The following is a 264-nucleotide window of genomic DNA, read 5'->3' as shown; positions in this document are numbered from 1 at the left end:
CAATTATGGCTTTGTACCAAGCCAGAACATAAACAAATTCAACAACAAAGCTGATGTACAACAACCTACCATCGCGTCTCCGCAAGACAGCTATCAGCAACGAGGTAAAGAATTAGCTGCTAAAGTTTTAGGTGATAAAATGGCAGAGCAGCTTGGTTTGCCTGTTCAAGAAAAAAAAGCAGATAAGCCCCTTTTTGATTTTGAAGCAATAGTTAAAAATGTACTCGACTTTGTCACCGGCGCCGTTAATAAAGCAAAAGCTGA

1 protein-coding gene is annotated in these 264 nt (G+C 39.8%); it reads left to right on the top strand.

The window, feature by feature from the left end; translation table 11 throughout:
* Positions 1 to 264, top strand: a 264-nt coding sequence (locus tag R2R70_RS20870) for a hypothetical protein (protein WP_410979030.1), incomplete at both ends; no start/stop codon positions are given.

The organism is Cobetia sp. SIMBA_158, from assembly GCF_046566945.1.
In the GTDB taxonomy this organism is placed as follows: Bacteria; Pseudomonadota; Gammaproteobacteria; order Pseudomonadales; family Halomonadaceae; genus Cobetia; species Cobetia amphilecti.
Note: the sequence above shows the minus strand (reverse complement) of the source record. Positions and strands in the feature narration are given on the sequence as shown.